The organism is Methanobacterium sp. (genome assembly GCA_039666455.1).
Classification (GTDB): Archaea; Methanobacteriota; Methanobacteria; order Methanobacteriales; family Methanobacteriaceae; genus Methanobacterium_D.
Genome location: JAVSLW010000035.1, coordinates 18604 through 35217, shown reverse-complemented (window position 1 = coordinate 35217; position 16614 = coordinate 18604). Strand labels below are relative to the sequence as shown.

Annotated in this window: 15 protein-coding genes; 5 read left to right on the top strand and 10 right to left on the bottom strand. The window is 32.7% G+C overall.

What is annotated here, in order from left to right:
* Nucleotides 1–3 precede the first annotated feature (3 nt).
* Together gatA and PQ963_09280 are read right to left on the bottom strand one after the other, a co-directional pair.
* The gene (gene gatA, locus PQ963_09285) at nt 4–1368 is read right to left on the bottom strand and encodes an Asp-tRNA(Asn)/Glu-tRNA(Gln) amidotransferase subunit GatA (protein MEN4029859.1); all 1365 of its coding nucleotides are present in this window, start codon (nt 1366–1368) and stop codon (nt 4–6) included.
* 110 nt (nt 1369–1478) lie between these two features.
* Complete coding sequence (locus PQ963_09280) at nt 1479–2252, bottom strand: heparan-alpha-glucosaminide N-acetyltransferase (GenBank protein MEN4029858.1); 774 nt, start codon at nt 2250–2252, stop codon at nt 1479–1481.
* Between the two features lie 429 nt (nt 2253–2681).
* On the opposite strand from PQ963_09280, the gene PQ963_09275 reads away from it, so the two are divergent.
* The 3 genes from PQ963_09275 (at nt 2682) to PQ963_09265 (ending at nt 6095) form a co-directional block, all read left to right on the top strand.
* Complete coding sequence (locus PQ963_09275; protein MEN4029857.1) at nt 2682–3911, top strand: iron-containing alcohol dehydrogenase; 1230 nt, start codon at nt 2682–2684, stop codon at nt 3909–3911.
* Between the two features lie 434 nt (nt 3912–4345).
* Nucleotides 4346–5281: a DUF2121 domain-containing protein gene (locus tag PQ963_09270; GenBank protein ID MEN4029856.1), complete on the top strand. Its 936-nt coding sequence runs from the start codon at nt 4346–4348 to the stop codon at nt 5279–5281.
* 25 nt (nt 5282–5306) lie between these two features.
* The gene (locus PQ963_09265) at nt 5307–6095 is read left to right on the top strand and encodes an MBL fold metallo-hydrolase (protein ID MEN4029855.1); all 789 of its coding nucleotides are present in this window, start codon (nt 5307–5309) and stop codon (nt 6093–6095) included.
* Nucleotides 6096–6107: 12 nt separating this feature from the next.
* Here the strand turns inward: PQ963_09265 and PQ963_09260 are convergent, their stop codons facing one another.
* The 3 genes from PQ963_09260 to PQ963_09250 form a co-directional block, all read right to left on the bottom strand.
* Entirely contained in the window at nt 6108–6875 is a 768-nt protein-coding gene (locus PQ963_09260; GenBank protein ID MEN4029854.1) for an ion channel, read from the bottom strand.
* Between the two features lie 102 nt (nt 6876–6977).
* On the bottom strand, nt 6978–7700 hold the full coding sequence (locus PQ963_09255) for a CDGSH iron-sulfur domain-containing protein (protein ID MEN4029853.1): 723 nt from the start codon (nt 7698–7700) through the stop codon (nt 6978–6980).
* Between the two features lie 153 nt (nt 7701–7853).
* Nucleotides 7854–8744, bottom strand: a complete 891-nt coding sequence (locus tag PQ963_09250) for a UbiA family prenyltransferase (GenBank protein ID MEN4029852.1) — start codon at nt 8742–8744, stop codon at nt 7854–7856.
* Nucleotides 8745–9182: 438 nt separating this feature from the next.
* Between PQ963_09250 and PQ963_09245 the strand changes: the two genes are divergently transcribed.
* Together PQ963_09245 and PQ963_09240 are read left to right on the top strand one after the other, a co-directional pair.
* A complete protein-coding gene (locus tag PQ963_09245; GenBank protein ID MEN4029851.1) occupies nt 9183–10865 on the top strand; it encodes a histidine kinase dimerization/phosphoacceptor domain -containing protein in 1683 nt (560 codons plus the stop codon).
* A gap of 185 nt (nt 10866–11050) precedes the next feature.
* Complete coding sequence (locus tag PQ963_09240; protein MEN4029850.1) at nt 11051–12271, top strand: FprA family A-type flavoprotein; 1221 nt, start codon at nt 11051–11053, stop codon at nt 12269–12271.
* A 20-nt stretch (nt 12272–12291) separates the two neighbouring features.
* Here the strand turns inward: PQ963_09240 and PQ963_09235 are convergent, their stop codons facing one another.
* From PQ963_09235 to PQ963_09215, 5 genes are all read right to left on the bottom strand, one after another.
* Complete coding sequence (locus PQ963_09235) at nt 12292–12567, bottom strand: DUF5750 family protein (protein MEN4029849.1); 276 nt, start codon at nt 12565–12567, stop codon at nt 12292–12294.
* A 57-nt stretch (nt 12568–12624) separates the two neighbouring features.
* Complete coding sequence (locus PQ963_09230; GenBank protein ID MEN4029848.1) at nt 12625–13584, bottom strand: alpha/beta fold hydrolase; 960 nt, start codon at nt 13582–13584, stop codon at nt 12625–12627.
* 378 nt (nt 13585–13962) lie between these two features.
* Entirely contained in the window at nt 13963–15312 is a 1350-nt protein-coding gene (gene recJ, locus PQ963_09225; protein ID MEN4029847.1) for a single-stranded-DNA-specific exonuclease RecJ, read from the bottom strand.
* A 239-nt stretch (nt 15313–15551) separates the two neighbouring features.
* Nucleotides 15552–15830, bottom strand: coding sequence for a signal recognition particle subunit SRP19/SEC65 family protein (locus PQ963_09220; protein ID MEN4029846.1), 279 nt, complete (start codon nt 15828–15830; stop codon nt 15552–15554).
* A gap of 10 nt (nt 15831–15840) precedes the next feature.
* Entirely contained in the window at nt 15841–16614 is a 774-nt protein-coding gene (locus PQ963_09215; protein MEN4029845.1) for a uroporphyrinogen-III synthase, read from the bottom strand.

The following is a 16614-nucleotide window of genomic DNA, read 5'->3' as shown; positions in this document are numbered from 1 at the left end:
ACTTCATTCAAGTGCAGCCATCATCTGGATGATTTTAGCATCATCAAGTGGTTTTCCCTGGATTTGAAGGCCAACAGGAATGCCCTTTACCTCACCAGCCTTCATGCTTCCTGCCGGGATCCCTGCAAGGTTTGCTATAACTGTTAAAACATCATATGCATACATCTCCATTGGATCTAATGACTCACCAAGCTTATGTGGAAGTTTTGGAACTGTTGGACCAACTATAGCATCTACACCACTTAAAAGGTTCGTAATTTCTCTTCTAATAAGTGATCTTGCCTGTAAAGCTTTTTTATAGTATTTACCACTGTATTCCTTCTGACTAATGTAAGATCCAGTGTGTATTCTTCTTAAAACTTCCTCTCCACATACTTCTTCAATTCTGTAACCATACTTTCTGCCGTCATACTTTCTGGTTGCTGAGAAGAATTCAACATAGTTTATGAGGTAATAGGTAGGCAGGCATAAATCAATATAGTCAAAGCTTAATTCAACCACTTCTGCACCCATCTCCTGCATTTTATCAAGACATTTTTTAATTATATTCACTATTCTCTCATCAGACACATCAAAGAATTCTTTTACAGTACCCACTTTCATTCCTTTCATAACTTCCTGTGAATTTTCAAGTTTTCCCTTAAAATCAGGAACATTCTTCAAGGTTGTGCACTCAGTTGGGTCGTATCCCGCAATGGAATCAAGCATCAAAGCAATTCCGCCAGCGTCACGAGCAAAAGGCCCAATTTGTTCAAGGCTCATAGCCAGATCCAGCAATCCCTGTCTTGAAACTACACCATAAGTTGATTTAAAGCCCATGACACCGCAGTGAGATGCAGGGTTCCTTATAGAGCCGCCAGTATCTGAACCAAGGGAAAGGTCACACATTTTCGCTGCTACTGCAGCTGCACTTCCTCCACTTGAGCCCCCAGGAATTCTTCCAGGCGCTGCTGGATTATCAGTTACTCCAAAATAAGATGTTTCAGTTGAGCTTCCTGCTGCAAATTCGTCCATATTGGTTGTTCCAAGAATTATTCCATCTTCTTTTCTTATCCTTTCAATAACTGTGGCATTATAGCTTCCCATGTAGTTTTCAAGTGTTTTTGAAGCTGCTGAGATTATAAAGTCTTCGATGTTGATGTTGCTTTTAATTCCAATGGTTAATCCTGCAAGCTTCCCCACTTTTTTACCATTTTTAATTTTTGCATCAACTTTTTCTGCCGAAGAAACAGCTTCTTCCTCTTTTATTTCAAGAAATGCATTTATCTTATCATTTTTACTCTTTATGTTCTTTAATGATTCTTCTAAGTTATCTAATGCAGTTATTTCGTGATTTTTAATCAATTCTGATTTATTTAAAATATTCATGGACACACCTAACTTTTTGCAGTTTTAATAAAATAATGATCCTGATGGATTAATCCTTTAAATCATATATTCTATATAATTGAAGCTTTTATCTATAATTATTTTATTATCTAAAAAATCAATGTTAAAACATTTGCAGGTGCTACTATTAAAAGTATAATAATCAACACTGGCTGATGAATAAAGTAAATAAACAGTGAATGTTGCCCTAAAAATCCTAAAACTTTTAGGGGAAGATATTTTGATAAATCCAGAAGTTTAAAATGGCGAGTATAACTTCCATAAAGTGTGTTTCCCAGAAATATCCCCAAAGATACAACACCTAACCATGGAAGCAGGGGGAAATAATCAAGCGTGTAAAAGTTATAAGGAGTAAATCCCAGCCATAAAAGTTCATAAAAATCGAATTTGAATCCCATCAAGTAAATACCCACAGCAATAAAGATTATACCTGAAATCAAATTAGCGTACCTGTATTTTAAAAAGGGATATTCTAAAATAATGGATATTCCTATAAGTTGAAGAATTCCAAATATTATGAATCCTTCCCTGGTGAATATCCATGTTACTGCAGTTATTATAAGCCCATATCCAAATATTTTAAGTCCTCTTTTTAAATGCGTGTAAAAAAGATTTTTCTGACCCCCATAATTTGCCTTTAATATATTTCTGGAATTACTAAGGCTCAATGAAACCCCTACAAGGAAAATAAAAGTGAATGCAGTTAAACGTGCAAACCACCATAAAAATCCAGAATGAACGTCCAGACTGTAAATTCTAAAGTAATAAAGGTCAAAAATAAAGTGAAATGTGACCATCATCACTATTGCAACGCCCCTTAGAGAATCTATCTCCCAAAATCTTTTATTTAAATTGGTATTCATCCAAACACCATTGATAAAAATTTTCAAGTTTTAAATGATACCTGAAAACTTATCAATCCCTTTTGTAACATTCATATTTTCCCTTTTATCTGTAATTGGCGTCTAAAAAATTTTGCTGAAACAACACTTGTTCTAAACTTCAGATGTGTGAATCATGCTACACATGTGAAAACAGACACACTTCTAAGATAATATTTAAGAATTTATTCGGGGGTGTTTCAAAAAAACTCAAATTTACCTTTAAAAGGAGTAAAGTGGTTAGAAAATGCGTTGCAACAAATATTTTTTATTTAAAATTGCAATGGTTAATTTTGATGTAAGTGTATTGATTTTTATACAAATAATATATATTGTATAAATTATATTATTATAATCATGTATTAATGAAGTGATATAATAGAAAAACATCCAGATCAGGGAGTGATTTATATGAGTAAAATTTCAAACAAAGTGGATGATCTTATCGACATCAACAATGTATTTGAGTTAAGATGTAAAACAACCGATTATTTTGGAGTGGGGGCAATCCATAAATTTGAAGGCATTGTTTCCAGTTTAAAAGATAAAGGAAGTAATAATTTATTATTTGTCACAGGAAAAGGCTCATATAAAGTATGTGGTGCATGGGATGTTATTAAAGAGGCATTGGAAGAGCAGGATATCACCTATGAAATTTATAATAAAGCAAGTGCAAACCCCACCGTAGATATGGTAGATGAAGCAAAAGAACTTGGACTTGCAATGAATGCAGATGCAGTTATTGGTATTGGAGGTGGAAGTCCATTAGATATCGCAAAAAGCACTGCAATACTACTTGAACACAGGATGAAAACAGCAAGAGATTTATATAAATTTAAATTCAATGCAAAAAAAGCAAAGCCAATAGTTTTGATAAATACAACGCATGGAACAGGCACTGAAGTAAATAGATTTGCAGTAGCAACTATACCAGAAGACAATTTTAAGCCTGCACTGGTGTATGAGTGTATATATCCATTATATTCAATTGATGATCCTGTGCTGCTTACAAAACTTCCTGAAAATCAAACAAAATACACCGCAGTAGATGCAATAAATCATGTTGTTGAAGCTGCAACCAGCATTGCTGCAAGCCCATATACAATCAACCTCGCAAAAAGAACCATTGAACTGGTATCACGATACCTTTCAGATGCACTTAAAAATCCTGATGATTTAACTGCAAGATACTGGTTACTGTATGCATCAGCAATTGCAGGAATCAGTTTTGATAACGGACTTTTACATTACACCCATGCACTTGAACACCCATTGAGTGCATTGAAACCAGATATTGCACATGGTTTAGGATTAGCAGTGCTTTTGCCAGCTGTGATTAAATACAGTCATGCTGCTGCATCTGAAAGATTTGCATATATATTTGAGCCAATTGTAAAAGATGTGTCAAAGGCAAATTCTGATGGGGCATATCTTGCAGGAGAAGTGGAACAATGGTTATATAGCGTAGGCGTAAATGAAAAATTGTCAGATATTGGATTCAGTGAAGCCGATGTGAACGATTTAACAGACCTTGTAAAATCAACTCCAAGTTTAGATATTTTACTTTCTTTAACACCTGTAGAAAGCACTGACGAGGGTATAAAACAGATATATCTCGATTCTATGCATTCACTATCTTAAGTTTTATATTTTAAGTGCATATATCGAAAAAATAAGAATTACAATTTTCTTGTAATCTAAATAGCCTGTAGTATAACAATTTACCAGTACTTCGTAAAATGTTTATGTAATCTGGTTTAAAATGCTTTGTTTTTAATGATGGACATTTATTTTTGTTTAATACCTCTTCATTATTTTGTGGTTGGTCTTATTCAAATCATCTGGTTAGCACATTCAGTACATAATTTAAATATGTGAGGTAAATCTAAATATTTAGTGGAGGTTGTAACTTATTTGGTTAAAATTGAGGGGTGCATCCAGACTCAACCGAGAGCCCTAAATTGGAAATACTGAAGTATTGAATTTCATACATTACCTTTAAGTATTTATAAGCATGTGCCTGGTTTTAAACATCTTTTAACACCTGATTAATTATAAAGTAACTGGTGATTTAAATGAGCCTTATAATGTCATATATTGGAAGAAATGGATGTGTAATGGCAGGAGATAAGCGTAGAATTGGTTTTTTTGGAGATAAAGAAAAAAGAGAAAAACTTGAAGAATACCTTTATTCTGGAGCCATTATAACTGATGAAGAGTTGTTTAAAGTAGCAGAAGAGCATGAAATAACACTTAAAGTATCGGATGATGCCAAAAAGGTCCGTGTTATTGACAATGTTATTGTTGGTGAAGTGAGGCAAAAAACTCCCTTTGAGACCCGGAGAAAAAGAATCTATGCTACTTCAAATGGATATATTATTACAGAACTTATAGGATCACATATAGACAAATATGAAAATGGAGATAGCTCTATAATTATTTTTGGGAATAAATTTACCAAATCAAAAGCTAACGAACTTGTAAAAAGGTACTGGAAATCCAGAGCAAGTTTGGAAAATGTCTTTGAAGTTTTTAAGAAAGTAATGGGTGAAATATCAAAAATTACGCCTTCTGTAAGTAAAGAATATGATATTTACACTCAAGACATTAAATTAGATAAAAAGGAAGCTCAAAAACTTCTAAGAGAAACCCTGATAAAGGATGTTAAAGACCTTCAAAAGATGAGGGAAGGGTTAAGAAAACAGCTTGATCAAACTACAAAATCCATTGAAATGGCATCCAGAATAGTTCTTGAAGGTGAAATTGGAATGGTAAAAAGTATTAACGGTGAAAAACTTAAAATTCTATTAAAAAAAGGTATTCAGGCTATGGACATGGAAGGGAATATCATTGCTGGCCCCGGTAATCTTATTGAAATGAATATTGGCCATCCCTCAAGCGTTATGGTGGGGGACATAGCAGTAATTGAAAATGAGAATTTATGCATTAAAAGAACGAAATCAAACCTTCAATGTAATGTAATAATATGTAAAACTGATAAAGGTGAATAAATGGAATTAACTGTACTTGGAAGTGGTGGCGGACGCTTTCGCTGCCATAACTCAGCGTAGAATGACCGGAGGGTTAAGGATAGATGGAATTGACGGTAAAAACATACACATCGATCCTGGGCCCGGGGCACTGGTTAGAACATATCAATTCGGGCTTAATCCACTCAAACTGAACGCCGTATTTGTTTCTCATTCACATACAGACCACTACAGTGACGCTGAAGTCCTTATTGAAGCTATGACTGGAGGAATGACCAGAAAGAAGGGTGTAGTAATTGGAAGTAGGAGTGTAATTGAAGGATATAAGCAGTTTGGACCGTGCATTTCAAAATATCATTTAAGCAGATCTAAAGTTTCAGTTTTAGAGGTTAATGACATTACTAAACTCGGTAATATTAAGATAACTGCAACAAAAACCGTTCATGGCGATCCTAAAGCAGTGGGTTTCAATTTGAAGATTAAAGATTTTTCAATTTCTTACACATCAGACACTGAATATTTTGAGGATCTTCATAAGCATCACCAGGGAGCAGATGTATTAATTGCAAGCGTTATAAGGCCCGGAAATGAAAAAATACGCGGACATATGTGTACAGATAATTTTATAAAGCTTGTTAGTGAAGTTTCACCTAAACTTGCCATAATGACACATCTTGGAATGAAAATGATAATGGATAATGCCAGTAAAGAAGCTAAAACTGTTAACGATCAAACTGGAGTAAATACTGTTGCAGCTTATGATGGAATGAAAGTTGATCTTGACACGTTTATGGGAAAACAGGAAACACTGGATCGTTTCAGGTTAACCATTTAAAACAAACACCTATCACTCTTTTTTTCGAAATTTTATTTCTTCTAATTCTTTTTCTATTTTATCTAATTTATCTAAAATCTCTTTAAATGATTCAATTTCTTTTTCAGTGTCCATTTTTCTCTCCTTCCTTATTTGTTCGATAAGAGATGTTGCTATAGCTGCAGTAACCCATCCTGCATATCCAACACCTACAATAATTGCTATTACAGAAATTAATCTACCACTCCCAGTATACGGGACTATGTTTCCGTAACCTACTGTAGACATGGTTACAATCATGAAATAGACAGAATCATCAAGATTAGTGACCTGAGGGTTTACTGGAGATTCTACCCAGAAAAAAATCAGGGACCCAAATACTAATGTACCTATAAGAAGAAATGTAGCATAGTCCAATTTAGTTTTTTCAGTAATCCGTATTATATCTTCAATTTTTAGCATATACCTGAAGAGAGCATAAATTCTAACTAAAAGCAATACCACAACTAAAACCTGTGTGTTTGGAGCTATTATAAGCACAAAATATGCAATAGGGATCATAGCGAAAATATCAGTCCAGTTTTTTGCCAAATATAGCCTTTTATTTTCCTGTTTTCCTATCCATACTACAGACTGAAAAATTATCAATAAAGAAACGATTATATCAAACTGTACCAGACCGGATATAACAGATTTTAGATTCAAAGCAAAGTTCAAAGTTAGGAAAATTAAAATCAAGATGTCAATGAAGATAAACACAAATAATAAAGCATTGAATACTAATTTGAAATTTCTCTGCATATTAATCCTCTGTTTCCATGAGATGTATTTAAACAAATTATTTAATAATAAATTGCTTTTAAATCATAAGTAGTCATCGATTTTTAGAGCTTTATCCAGCCATTATTTTTTATCAATTCCCCATTTTTTACGAAATTTTATTTTCTGCTCTGCAGTCATCCAGTGACTTCCATCGCAGTAGGGTTTATTTTCAGATTTACCACATCTACAAAGAGTTTGCCGATTCCTGATTTCATAAATAGTTCCATCTGCAGATTCAACAGGTATGCCTCCTCTGACCCATATTGGACCTTCACATCCCTTCTGTTTATCGTGGACCATTACAATGGAAGGCTCAAACTCTTTTTCAAATGGTTCACCTGTTTTTCCCCATAGGACAAGCCTTCCTGAAGGACAAATCATTGCTTCTTCAATGGCTGTTTGCCTGGCCTCTGGATCATCTGATTTTTTTATCAGTTCTCTTATTCCACCAGCACGCATGCAAAAACGTGAATGATCACATAATTCAGGAACATCGGTTAATTTTAAGTCTTTTCCTTCAAAAATTTCTGCTTTTTCGATATAAGGTTTTCTACTGGCTGTTTCAGTGCCATCAAAATTGATTTTATTATGATTACCATCACAATATGGCTTATTTTTTGATGCACCACAACGGCATAAAATATATCTTTCTTTATGAGGGTATTCCCGTACATCCTTCAGTTCACGGGTGTGACCTGATTCATCTGTTGTAATTACTTGCTCAAGAAGAGGTATTCCTCCTAAAACTAAATATGGACCATCTTTTAAGATTTTTATTTTCATTTCACCCTTATCAGTTTTCATATTTTCCCTCGATTGTTTCAATAGTTTCCCTAACTGGAAAACAGGAACTTCTGGTTATTCGTATTAATTTATTTGTTTTATCACATATTAACTGCTTTTTCCCGGTGATGACATGCCAGCAAAAAATCAAAGTAAAAAATGATTTTTTAAATTTCAAAACTGAACCAAAAATTTAGCCCCTAAAAGTATTAATGGCCATAATATAAATTCTGAATCTGCTAACGTATGAGATACCTTTTCTATTTGATTGCTGTTTGCTGTTTTAGCTTTACTAATATAGAAATACCCGTAAAAAAGGAATATTAGTAAAAAAATAGCGCTGAAATCCATTATACTAAAGTATAATCCCATAATCAATGGGGCAAAAGCAATTATATTGATGATGTGCAGTATTTTAATTGTGGATTTTTTTCCAAAAATTACAGGGAGTGTTTTCAGTCCCTCAGCTCTGTCATTATCTATATCCTTCAAATCAAAAAAGATAACATTTATCATGCATCTCATGAATATCAACAGAAAGACCATTATAAATGACATATTGATATCCATGGAATAATAAAAAAGCGGGAAAAACGCCCCTACTAATGCCCAGTTCATTGCTGTAAATATATTTTTAAATGCAGGGATCTTTTTTGTGAGGTTTTTAAGCAGCTTGTTATATAATATTCCTCCAGTTATTATGGCTGCTATAAATGCAACCAGGCTGTAATTGGAATATAGGATCATAAGAGAAACCAGTGACAGGATATAAAAGCCAAAGATAAATGGATATTTATCTGCTTTTTTTTTTAAAAAAACAGCTCTTTTTGAATTATTTTTAATATCCTTGTCGATATCTTTATAATAATCGTAGCTGTAAACTATCAGGGGCAGTAAATATGCTATTAAAAGCATGGGTAAATCTATTTTGATATTTAAAATTATAGATGTGGATATTATTAAACATGGGCTGCATAAAGCTGCCAGATATCCGCCATAGGTAATTTCATCTTTTAATGAACTTATATCTATATTTTTGTTCCATTTATTCTGGTTGATATTCATTATTAACCCTCCTTTTTTATTTAATATTTTTTAGATAATTCAATATATGTTTTAAAAATTCTAATCTTTTTTTATAGATGATGTTTAAAAAAAGACATCTATTGTAGATTTTTTTATTAAAATAATACATAATTAAACTTTATATTAGTTTTAAGATATTATATGATTTTTATTTACTCATATTGTACATATTAATGGGTTTTATAAAAAAAATTAGTAGCAATACTTATTAATTAATTTATACTACTATTATTTTTAATTAAAAGTATAAATATAGAAAGAAACCAAACTGTTAATAAAAATACTCCATATTAACTGGTTATATGTAATTATAATTAAAAATAAGTGATTAAATACATAAATAAATAATATTAGGTAATTTAATAATACGTTAATTACTTTAATTATAATGCAGATAAATAAAATAAAGGTAGGTCAATGAACATTTATGCATTATTATCACTATCAGCATTTATAATATGCTTTTTTCTTGGTAACTTCATTTACCATAAAAACCCGTGGAGTCGGCTAAATATTTTAATCGCATTTTTAAGTATATTTACAGGATTCCTTGCTTTTATTGAATTTGAATACAGACTTGTTGAAACTGCTCAAACAGCATTTTTCTGGCTTAAAATTAGCACTTTATGGCCTTTGGTACCGTCGTTATTACTGCATATTTCTCTGGTATTTACAAAGTCAGTGTATTTAAAAAACAAATTAATCTACATTCTAATATATTTACCAGCAATTATTATTTCTGCATTTGGATTAAGTACCAATCTACTTATAGGTGGTGCTTTAAAAGAATATTGGGGATGGACTTACGCTCTTCCTGCAGACATGACCTTATTTAACATTATGGCACTGTGGTCGGTTTCTACTGTAGCTCTGGCAGGACTAATGTGTTTTTCATTTTATTTAAATTCCCAGGGTTTAAAAAGAAAGCAGGCAAAATACATGTTTGCAGGGCTTTACATGCCTCTTTTAATAAGTTTTTCAACTGATTTTATTATGCCTGGTGTATCATTAAGAGTTCCAGAAATGACCATGACCATGATGTCCCTGGGGATCGTCCTTATAAGCTACGGAATCTGGAAATACAGATTTCCAGCACTTACCACCACAGTTGTTGCTGATAAAATAATTTCTACAATGTCAAATTTCTTGTTTTTGCTTGATAGCGAAGAGAAGATAATAAATGTTAATAAAGCTTCCAGGGACCTTTTAGGCTATGATGATTCAGAATTAATTGGTAAACCTGTAGAAATTATCTTTCCAGGCACAAAGGAAAAAAAAGCAATGTTTAATGGATTAATGGGAAAAAAATTTTTAGAAAGTAAAGAAACATGTTTAAAGGCAAAAGACGGCACTATAGTCCCTGTATTTTTTTCAATTTCATTAATTCAAAGTGAAGATAATGAAACAGTTGGAATTGTTTGCATTGGAAGCGATATCACTGATATGGTCAGTGCAAAAAATGAAATAAAGAATTCACTGCAGGAAAAGGAATTGCTTCTAAGAGAAGTCCATCACAGGGTTAAAAATAACCTTCAAATAATTAGCAGTCTTTTAAACCTTCAATCAGGGTACATTAAAAACAAAGATGACCTTGAAATATTTAAAGATAGTCTAAGTAGAGTTAAATCAATGGCATTTATCCATGAACAGCTTTATCAATCTTCAAACTTTGTTAATATTAATTTTTCTGAATACATAGGAAATTTAGTGACCTATCTACTTCATTATTACACAGAAGACCCTGGAAGCATTAAATTAAATATTAATGTAGAAGATGTTTTCATAGATCTGGATACATCAATTCCATTAGGCTTAATAATTAATGAGCTCGTTACTAACTCATTAAAACATGCTTTTCAGGGTAAACCTGGAGAAATAAGCATAGATTTACATTCCATTGATGACAATCAATACACGTTAACTGTTGCAGATAATGGTACTGGACTTCCGGAAGGTTTTGATTTCAATACTGAAACTTTAGGATTACAACTTGTAAATGGTCTTGTAAAGCAGCTTGATGGGACCATTGAACTTGATAGTATTAATGGGACCAGATTTAAAATTATTATAAACAGGCTCGAGTATGCAGAAAGACTTTAAATTTTCAAAGCTAAATTTAAAACCACTGTAATTAAAGTTATTACCATTATTTTTCTTACTATTACCGATCATAGTAATAATATTGATATTAGTTCGGAAAAAACCAGACAGAAAAATTTATATGAAATTAGGTGTAGATAGTACACATTGAAAAAAAAAACCAGACAAAGTTTGGGGGGATTAGTATGAAAGCAGAATCTGTAAAAATTAAGGATGGAGTATACTGGGTAGGAGTTTTAGACTGGGATATTAGAACTTACCATGGTTATACTCTCTCTGGAACAACTTATAATGCATATCTTGTATTTGGTAGAGACAAAACCGCTTTAATTGACAACACATATCCTGGAACTTCTTCTCAATTATGGGGGAGAATCAAAGATGCTTTTATTAAAGAAGGAAAAGATCTTAAAATAGATGCTGTTATTCAAAACCATATAGAAAAGGATCATAGTGGTGCGCTAATAGAAATAGCAGAAAAATTCCCTGATGCTTCCATTTACTGCACACAAAAAGGATTTGAAGGTTTAAAAAATCATTATTCTTTTGAAAAAATTAATTTTAACGTGGTAAAAACTGGTGATACACTTGATATTGGAGATAAAACATTAGCCTTCCTGGAATCTCCGTTACTGCACTGGCCAGACAGTATGTTTACACTACTTTTAGAAGATGGAATACTATTTTCTAACGATGCATTTGGACAGCATATATGTTTCCCGCAGCGATATGACCATGAAATACCAGAATATGTGCTTATGGATGCTTCTAAGAAGTTCTATGCAAACCTGTTAACCCCTCTATCCCCATTAGTGCTTAAAAAGTTTAAAGAAGTCACTGACCTGGGCCTTCTGGAGCAGATCAAGATGATAGCCCCGTCTCATGGCCAGATCTGGACAGACCCCATGAAAATCATAGGTGCTTACAGTGACTGGGCTACAGGTAAGTGCAAAAACAAAATAACAATAGTATATGATACAATGCACGGATCCACACAAAAGATGGCACATGCACTTGCAGAAGGGGTTATCAGTGAAGAAGTAGATGTTGCAATGTATTTACTTCACGAAGACGAGCGAAGCGAAATAATTAAGGATATACTGGACAGTAAAGCAGTGTTATTTGGAATTCCAACAATATTCAACAAACCATTTCCAAGTATGGGTGATTTAATATATTATTTAGATGGATTAAGATTTGATAGAACTGGATTTAAAAAATTAGCAGTTTCTTTTGGTTCCATGGGATGGGCTGGTGGAGCTGTAAAAAAAATAGCCACTGACCTTGAAAACTGCGGTTTTGAAGTTTTTGACACAAGAGAACTAATATACGTGCCTAAAAAAGAAGAAATGGAAGATTTATATGAACTGGGTAAAAAAATAGCAGTTAAAATTAAAGAAATGTAACTTCATTTCTCTTTTAAATTTTAATCCTCTAAAATACTCAGTAAATAAGCCATCATTTCTATTTCTTCCCTTGCTATAAAATCCTGCCTGCGGAATCTATATTCATCGCTGCCAAAGGGAAAATAACCTTCATCAAAATAAACCGTTAAAAGCAGTTCTCCAGATTTAACATCCACTTCATCTTTAACACGATCCTTTAATTTATTCAATGTTTTTTTATCAATATCAAAGACACGGTAAGTTACAAAATATTTTGAATTTTCCAGGAGTCCATAGTCCATAACCTTAACTTTCATACAATTTTGCTCCTATTTTTAATGTTATCTGTTATGATTTTTGAAATAAATTAGCATTTATTCACTTAAAAACTCTTGAATAATACTTTCTGCCTTTTTTATTTCACTGGTTCCAAGATGTCCCAGTATAGAATCATACAAAAAGAGTTTAGACCCTTTAATCATTTTTGAAAGAGGTATTACATCAGTTTCTGGTGGAAAATACTGATCCTGGTTTATACCAATAATCAATACTTTTGCTTTGATACTGGAGATCCTTGAAGTGGCATCATGAGAAATAGCAGCTTTATTACGCCATACAATATCATTAGCATCCATTCGACTGCCTTCTTTTTTCATTTCATTGATTGATTCAACTATTTCTTCACCGGAACTGTTTTTATAGTAAGTATTGGAAAATCCGAAAAGATAAAGCAACATAGAAGCGTTTTGACATCCAACTTCCGGATTCCTTTCATATTTACCATCATTATAATCAGGATCATTTCTTATAAATGTATTCATTAAATTAAAAACTGCAAAATTTTTTCCTTTCACATCATGACTGGTTGTGATAAGTATAACAAAATCCATAAAATCAGGGTAACTAACTGCCCATTCAATAGCCTGAAATCCACCCATAGAAGTTCCAATCACACCTTTAAGGTGATAAATATTAAAACATTCTTTAAGAAACGAATAAACAACATTTACCATATCTTTAATTGTATACTCTGGAAAATAATGGCCTAATCCTGAATTAGAAGGACATGATGTTTCAGGTGAACCTAAAGCAGTTGGACAGATTATATAATACTTTTCTGTGTCAATGGGCTTTCCAGCACCTACAATATCTTTAATACGTTTAATTGAGCTGTAATTTCCAGACCAGCCGTGTAGATAAATAATACCATTGGTTAAATTTCCTGACCTATCTATTTCTTTTTTTCCAAAGGAGTAATATTCTATTTTTAATTCAGGTAAAATAAATTGAGATTCAAATTTAAAATTTTTTAAGGTGAAATATTTAGGCTGCATGAATTACCCTCCAATTCTATATTTCTTTAATTTATTAATAATTTTTTCATTTTATGCTGGAACTAATTTTGAATAATTAAGGATAAATAAATGTTAAGTATATATGGAACGGTTTAAATTCACCCACTTTTTAATTAATAAAAAACAATTCTATAATATTAATAGTATTTTGTAAATCTGTGATTTTTCGGATTTTTAGTTCGTTATATTTACCTATAACGAACTAACTTCAGATCCCATGACCCACACAAATAATTTACCTGGAAAGATGAAACCAAACTTTGATATTCAAATATGCAAAGCACACAAAGAATTTTAAATGGAAAAAGACTGGTCAAAATTAGTCATGTTCCTCAAGTTCTATGAGCTATAAATAATTTATAATTTCCTATTCAAGTATTCATCAAATAGTTTAAGGAATTTATCTATTTTATCACTCTTAATATAAGCACCGCAGGCAACTGAATGCCCTCCCCCATTTCCACCTAATTCCACTGCTATTTTTCGGATTATGTTGCCAAAATGTATGCCATCATAGGCTAAAAGGCGTGAACACCTGAGAGAGACTTTTATTCGATTATTATCTATCGGTGTAAAACCAATTATTGGTTTTCTCCAGTCACCATAACTTAGACTCATACCTGCAACTGTTCCTATTACCTCGCTTTTTATTTCACTACCTTCAAAATATTGAATGTTTTTAAGTTGCACGATTCTATCTTCTTCTCGCATCCAATCCATCTTTCTGGCAAGATATATTCTATGCTCCCTGGTTAGATATTCCATTTCATCTAAAGCGAGTTTTCTATCTCCTTTAAGTACTTTAAATGCAATATCTGGATTATTATGGCGGCTACAGGCGTTAACTGCAGTAGAAAATTCGCTGGCATCCCTAAGTGGGGTGTATTTTTCTTCATCTAAAAACTCATAATATTCTCCAGCAATAAGTTTAGGAAGGTGTTTTATGTATTTTTGAGGTACTTCACGGCTTAACATCTTTACAAGCTCTGAAAATATTTTACTTTTCTCTTCTTCCCGTAAATCAGATAAAGTACGGGCCTTTTTACCATCTTTTATCTTGATATCCAGACTCTTTAACATTTCAATACATTCATTTCTGTTACCTGTAATTGGAAGGTTAACATCTCCAAAATATGAAAGAGCAATAAATATAGGGCGGGTTTGCCTTCCATAAATGGAAAGATCGTTTGCAGATGATATAAGTCTGTTTTCTATTGCGTCATTAAGTATATTCCGATTTAAACCAAGTAGTTTTCCAGTTAAGCTGTTTTGCATGTCTCCAACAGCACTTAAAACTCCAAACCAGCTTAAATCATAAAAACCAAAAGTTCTTGCAAGTAGATATGACATCCCCCCACCTGAAACTTCATACGAACCATCTAACCCATAATAGTAGGGGTTTAATTCTAAAAATTTGTTAAAAACATGCTTATCATAAACCATTGGCCTTATAGGAGGGTGGTGATCTAAAATCAGTATCTTTGACGTGGGATTACCTAACTTATCCACGTTCTGGCCAGATCCAAGATCAGAAAATATTGTAAGTTCGCTTTCAATTTCAATACTATCAATTTTATCCAGTGTTATGAACTCTACTTCGTGATACTTTTCCAGTTTATCAAGCATGGATGAAAGTATAGAACCGGCAGCTATTCCATCGCAGTCAATATGGCTGTATATTTTAATATCCTCGGCACTCCTGACCATCTCATGGGCTTTTTGGAATGCTTTCAAAAACTTTGTTTTTGATGCATTCGAAAATCTTTGATTTTCGAGGGCCCCAAACATTTCATGTTTTGGGGCTTTCCTCATAAATATTGCTTGGTTTTCCATTTACTAACTCCCATGAAATTTAAAATTTTATCTCTTTATAATCTGACATAAAACCACTTTTTTATGTGAGAATCTACTTACAAATTAAATAAATTAGTTATGAACATCTCAAATCAAGACTTTGATCGTGAACCTTTAATCATATTGCTTATTTTAAGAAGAAGTTCCCTTTTTGGAATGTTTTTATCTGCAGAAACTCTGCCTGAAGATTCCCACCATGATCTGGAATAAGATTTGTTGTTTTCAACCTCAGGATTTAGATCCAACTTTCTGCAAGCATTAGATATTTCTCTGAGTTTGGGGGAAGGAACAGCATTTTCTTTAGAAATACGTCTTCCTTCCTTTTTTGTTTTTTTAGAATCAATGTAAACAGGCCATATAATTGTTCTCATACTGAACCACTCAATTTATTACTTCTTCAAGTTTATCCAGCATTTTTTTGAAGGTGTAAACTTCAGGCATTACTGGGTCAATTTCGTAGGCATCCAGGACTTTTTTAGTTATAGGGCCAATTGCAGCAACTATAACTTCTCTTTTCTGTAATATATCTATAATTTCATCATAACCTGCATCTTTTGCAGTTTTAATGAGGTTTTTAACGGTTAAAGGGCTTGTAAACATTATAACATCGACCTTTCTTTTTAATATATCATCAATCAGCTCGTAAATCTTTGATTTATCATCAGGCATTTCTGATTTATAGGCATCGGCAAGTATGACTTCTGCACCTCTTTTTTCAAGTCCGTGGGGAAGGGTGTATCTTGCTACCATAGTCCTTGGAAGCCCTATTTTCATTCCTGTAACATCAAATTGTTCAAATGCTTCAAGCAGGCCTTCTGCAGTGTAATTATCAGGAATTAAATCTGCTTTAACACCGTATTTATCCAGTATTTCACCTGTTTTTGGACCTATAACAGCAATTTTTAAATCAGGAGCATTTTTTAGACTACAGTATTTAAAAAAAGATTCTATGGCTTTTGGAGATGTAAATACAAGCCAGTCAAGTTCACCTAAAATATTACAAAACTTTATCATTTCTTCTGGCTTTGAATCTTTAAGCTCAATTGTGGGTGTTACAACTGGAATTGCACCGTAAGATTTAACCATTTCAACCGAATCTTTAGCTCTCTCTGCAGGTCTTGTAATCACAATTTTTTTCCCTTTTAAGCCATTCAT

What these genes read in the sequence shown, in the direction of transcription:
- gatA (MEN4029859.1), bottom strand. Translation starts at nt 1,368, where the DNA reads ATGAATATTTTAAATAAATCAGAATTGATTAAAAATCACGAAATAACT.
- PQ963_09280 (MEN4029858.1), bottom strand. Translation starts at nt 2,252, where the DNA reads ATGAATACCAATTTAAATAAAAGATTTTGGGAGATAGATTCTCTAAGG.
- PQ963_09275 (MEN4029857.1), top strand. Translation starts at nt 2,682, where the DNA reads ATGAGTAAAATTTCAAACAAAGTGGATGATCTTATCGACATCAACAAT.
- PQ963_09270 (MEN4029856.1), top strand. Translation starts at nt 4,346, where the DNA reads ATGAGCCTTATAATGTCATATATTGGAAGAAATGGATGTGTAATGGCA.
- PQ963_09260 (MEN4029854.1), bottom strand. Translation starts at nt 6,875, where the DNA reads ATGCAGAGAAATTTCAAATTAGTATTCAATGCTTTATTATTTGTGTTT.
- PQ963_09255 (MEN4029853.1), bottom strand. Translation starts at nt 7,700, where the DNA reads ATGAAAACTGATAAGGGTGAAATGAAAATAAAAATCTTAAAAGATGGT.
- PQ963_09250 (MEN4029852.1), bottom strand. Translation starts at nt 8,744, where the DNA reads ATGAATATCAACCAGAATAAATGGAACAAAAATATAGATATAAGTTCA.
- PQ963_09245 (MEN4029851.1), top strand. Translation starts at nt 9,183, where the DNA reads ATGAACATTTATGCATTATTATCACTATCAGCATTTATAATATGCTTT.
- PQ963_09240 (MEN4029850.1), top strand. Translation starts at nt 11,051, where the DNA reads ATGAAAGCAGAATCTGTAAAAATTAAGGATGGAGTATACTGGGTAGGA.
- PQ963_09235 (MEN4029849.1), bottom strand. Translation starts at nt 12,567, where the DNA reads ATGAAAGTTAAGGTTATGGACTATGGACTCCTGGAAAATTCAAAATAT.
- PQ963_09230 (MEN4029848.1), bottom strand. Translation starts at nt 13,584, where the DNA reads ATGCAGCCTAAATATTTCACCTTAAAAAATTTTAAATTTGAATCTCAA.
- recJ (MEN4029847.1), bottom strand. Translation starts at nt 15,312, where the DNA reads ATGGTCAGGAGTGCCGAGGATATTAAAATATACAGCCATATTGACTGC.
- PQ963_09220 (MEN4029846.1), bottom strand. Translation starts at nt 15,830, where the DNA reads ATGAGAACAATTATATGGCCTGTTTACATTGATTCTAAAAAAACAAAA.
- PQ963_09215 (MEN4029845.1), bottom strand. Translation starts at nt 16,614, where the DNA reads ATGAATGGCTTAAAAGGGAAAAAAATTGTGATTACAAGACCTGCAGAG.